This window comes from Lysinibacillus sp. UBA6686 (assembly GCF_002455205.1).
Taxonomy (GTDB): domain Bacteria; phylum Bacillota; class Bacilli; order Bacillales_A; family Planococcaceae; genus Lysinibacillus; species Lysinibacillus pakistanensis.
The window spans coordinates 1-3,709 of the sequence record NZ_DKJS01000017.1; the positions used below are offsets into that span (position 1 = coordinate 1).

At 37.5% G+C, this 3,709-nt stretch carries 3 protein-coding genes; all 3 read left to right on the forward strand.

The annotated features are described in order from the left end of the window. Positions 1–80 precede the first annotated feature (80 nt). Positions 81–1,130: a uroporphyrinogen decarboxylase gene (gene hemE / locus B2R82_RS04385; protein WP_286923709.1), complete on the forward strand. Its 1,050-nt coding sequence runs from the start codon at positions 81–83 to the stop codon at positions 1,128–1,130. 162 nt (positions 1,131–1,292) lie between these two features. Further along, positions 1,293–2,213 carry a ferrochelatase gene (hemH, locus tag B2R82_RS04390; RefSeq protein ID WP_286923710.1) on the forward strand — a complete coding sequence of 307 codons (921 nt, stop codon included), beginning with the start codon at positions 1,293–1,295 and terminating at the stop codon, positions 2,211–2,213. A gap of 14 nt (positions 2,214–2,227) precedes the next feature. Beyond that, entirely contained in the window at positions 2,228–3,646 is a 1,419-nt protein-coding gene (hemY, locus tag B2R82_RS04395; protein WP_286923711.1) for a protoporphyrinogen oxidase, read from the forward strand. The last annotated feature ends 63 nt before the right edge of the window (positions 3,647–3,709 follow it).

Consider the following 3,709-nt stretch of genomic DNA (forward strand, 5'->3'; position numbering starts at 1 on the left):
GCGAAAGCAAAGCGGCAGCTACTATTACGCCAAGGCGAAATTAAAATGATATGAATTTTATCGAGGGGAAGGAACTATTCATGACAACATTTAATGATACACTTCTTCGTGCTGCACGAGGGGAAAAAACAGAACATACACCTGTCTGGTATATGCGACAAGCAGGTCGCTCTCAGCCAGAATATCGTGCGATTAAAGAAAAATATTCGTTAGAGCAAATCACACATCAACCCGAGCTTTGTGCGTATGTAACGCGTTTACCCGTAGAAAACTATAATGTTGATGCGGCTATTTTATACAAGGATATTGTAACACCTCTCCCTGGTATCGGTGTCGATGTGAAAATCAAAGCAGGAGTTGGTCCTGTTATTTCCAATCCTATTCGATCAGTTGCTGATGTGGAAAAATTAGGTGAATTTAATGCCAAGGAACAGACACCTTTTGTATTGGAAACAATAAAATTATTAACAGAAGAGCAACTAAATGTACCTTTAATTGGTTTTGCTGGTGCACCTTTTACGCTTGCAAGCTATATGATTGAAGGTGGACCTTCAAGAAACTATAATAAAACAAAATCATTTATGGTATCAGAGCCACAAGCTTGGTTTGCATTAATGGATAAATTAGCAGATATGATTATTTCTTACGTAACAGCACAAATCGAGGCGGGGGCAAAGGCAATACAAGTATTTGACTCTTGGGTAGGTGCTCTTAATGTTGAAGACTATCGTATCTTTATTAAACCAGTAATGACACGTATCTTTGCTGAGTTGAAAAAAGAAAATGTGCCACTTATTCAGTTCGGTGTTGGTGCAAGCCATTTGGCAAAAGAGTGGAATGATTTACCGATTGACGTTGTTGGCTTAGATTGGCGTTTACCAATTAAAGAAGCGCATTCAAATGGTATTACTAAACCAGTACAAGGTAACTTAGATCCATCTTTATTAATTGCAGACTGGTCGATTATAGAAAAGCGTGCAAAAGATATTATTGATCAAGGCTTAGAAATGCCTGGACATATCTTTAATCTTGGACATGGTGTATTCCCAGAGGTAGATCCAGAGGTATTGAAACGTTTAACAGCTCTTATTCATGATTATAGTGCTCAACAAATCCAAGCACGCTCTTAAAGTTAAGAAGCTTTGACTAAATCTTGTCTGTGAATACTACATTCTGTACAACACAGCAAGGGAGCTGTCCAACCTAATGAATTGGACGGCTTCTTTTTGCCACATATTTTTTATTGATAAGAAAAGATATTTTTAAACTATTATTTAGAGGTGAAAAGGGTAATGAAAGAAATCAAAGGCTTGTTAGTAATGGCATATGGAACACCTTATAAAGAAGAAGATATAGAACCTTACTATACGCATATTCGTCATGGTCGTAAACCATCAGAAGAGCACTTAGAGGATTTACGTAGTCGTTATGAAGCAATCGGTGGGTTATCACCACTTGCTGCTGCAACAAAAGCTCAAGCAGAAGCCCTATGTGCACGATTAAATGAAGTTCAAGATGCTGTAGAATACAAATTATTTATTGGTTTAAAGCATATTCATCCATTTATCGAAGATGCTGTAGAACAGATGGTAGCTGAAGGTATTAATGAAGCGGTTTCTATAGTATTGGCGCCTCATTTCTCAACATTCTCCATAAAATCTTATAATGGACGAGCAGCAGAAGCGGCTGGGGATCGTTTAACAATTACTTCAGTAGAATCTTGGTACAATGAACCAAAATTTATAGAGTATTGGAAAAATAAAGTGAACGAAACATTTAATGGTATGTCTGGAGAAGAACGTGAAAAAGCATGTTTAATTGTGTCCGCACATTCGCTTCCGGAGAAAATAAAAGAGTTGGGCGATCCATATGAAGACCAATTAATCGAGACAGCTCGTTTAATCCAAGCAGCAACTGGTGTACAAAATGTAGAAGTAGGATGGCAATCAGCTGGGCAAACACCAGAGCCTTGGATTGGTCCAGATGTTCAAGATTTAACTCGCGAACTTTACGAGCAAAAAGGCTTCCGTTCATTCGTTTACACACCAGTTGGCTTTGTAACAGAACATCTAGAGGTTTTATATGATAATGATTTTGAATGTAAAGTTGTTTGTGATGAACTAGGGGCGACGTATTATCGTCCAGCTATGCCAAATACGCATCCATTATTCATTGATGCAATGGTAGATGCTATTCATAAAAAATTAAGCTAAGCGAAAAGAAAGTGATGATGTTAGTGACCCAGAAAAGACGAAAGGTAGTTGTGGTAGGCGGTGGCATTACTGGTCTTACAGCTGCGTTCTATATGCAAAAAGAAGCAATCGCAAAAGAATTGCCGTTAGATATCGTACTTGTCGAGTCGTCACTACGTCTTGGCGGAAAAATTCAAACACTAAGAAAAAATGGTTTTATTATCGAGCGTGGGCCAGAATCTTTCTTTGATCGGGAGAATTATGTATATACTCTGGCAAAAGATTTAGGAATTGAGCAAGAATTAATTACAAGTAACACGGGTCCTATTTATATTGCAGTTGGTAGTCATCTATATCCAATCCCTAGTAATCTTTTGTCTGGAGCAACACCGCATGTTTCGTCATTTATTACATCTGGCTTATTTTCACTTAGTGGAAAAATACGTGCTGCAGGGGACTTTTTTATTCCTCGCTCTACACAGAATGATGACCAACCATTAGGGCCGTTTTTCAGAAGAAGATTTGGTGCAGAAATTGTCGAAAATTTAGTAGAACCATTACTTGCAGGAACATTTGCTGGAGATATTGAGCAGCTAAGCATGCGTTCAACTTTCCCACAGCTTTATAGTTTAGAGCAAAAATATCGTAGCCTTCTACTAGGAATGAAAAAATCCGGTACAAATTTTTTAAGTAATAATCTTATCGCTAAGGATAAGGGGATTTTTCAAACTTTTAATAATGGTTTAGAGACACTTATCGAAAAACTTGAAAATTCTTTACTTCCTGGGTCAATAATGAAGGGCGTCAAGGTCGAAGAAATTGAACATGGTAAGGAAGGCTCTATTCAAGTTGTATTAAATAATTTTACTCAAATTAATGCAGATGCCGTTATTATTGCCACACCATTTAACATTGTAGAAAAAATGTTTCATAAACAACAGCATCTGGCTGAATTGAGTACGATGAAGGCAGCTACAATTGCTACTGTGACAATGGCTTTTACAAAAGATCAATTAGGCGATTTAGATGCACTATCGTTTTTTGTCTCTCGGAATAGCGATTTTTCAATAACTTCTTGTACATGGATGAATCGAAAATGGCCAGGTAGCTCCCCTGAGGACTATGTGCTATTACGTAGCTACATTGGTCGAGTCGGTGACGAAGCGATTGTAGCACTATCAGATACTGAAATTGAAAAAACGGTGTTACAGGATTTATCGAAAACAATCGGTATTCATGGAGAGCCAATGATGACGGTTGTTACTCGCTGGAAGAATGCGATGCCACAGTATACAGTTGGGCATCAGGAGAAAGTCCAGCGCATAAAACAAGAATTACAAGAACATTTCTCAACTGTAAAATTGGCAGGTAGTTCATTTGAGGGAATATCCATACCAGAATGTGTGCAGCAAGGTAAACATGTTGCAGAAGAAATGTTAAAGGAAATATTTTAAACAATAGAAGTACAATAGTACGAACATTAATAATTATGTTCGTCATAGTGTTGAAAAACTAAA

Excerpts from the sequence above, each read along its gene's own strand:
- hemE (WP_286923709.1), top strand. The coding sequence starts at position 81 with ATGACAACATTTAATGATACACTTCTTCGTGCTGCACGAGGGGAAAAA.
- hemH (WP_286923710.1), top strand. The coding sequence starts at position 1,293 with ATGAAAGAAATCAAAGGCTTGTTAGTAATGGCATATGGAACACCTTAT.
- hemY (WP_286923711.1), top strand. The coding sequence starts at position 2,228 with ATGATGTTAGTGACCCAGAAAAGACGAAAGGTAGTTGTGGTAGGCGGT.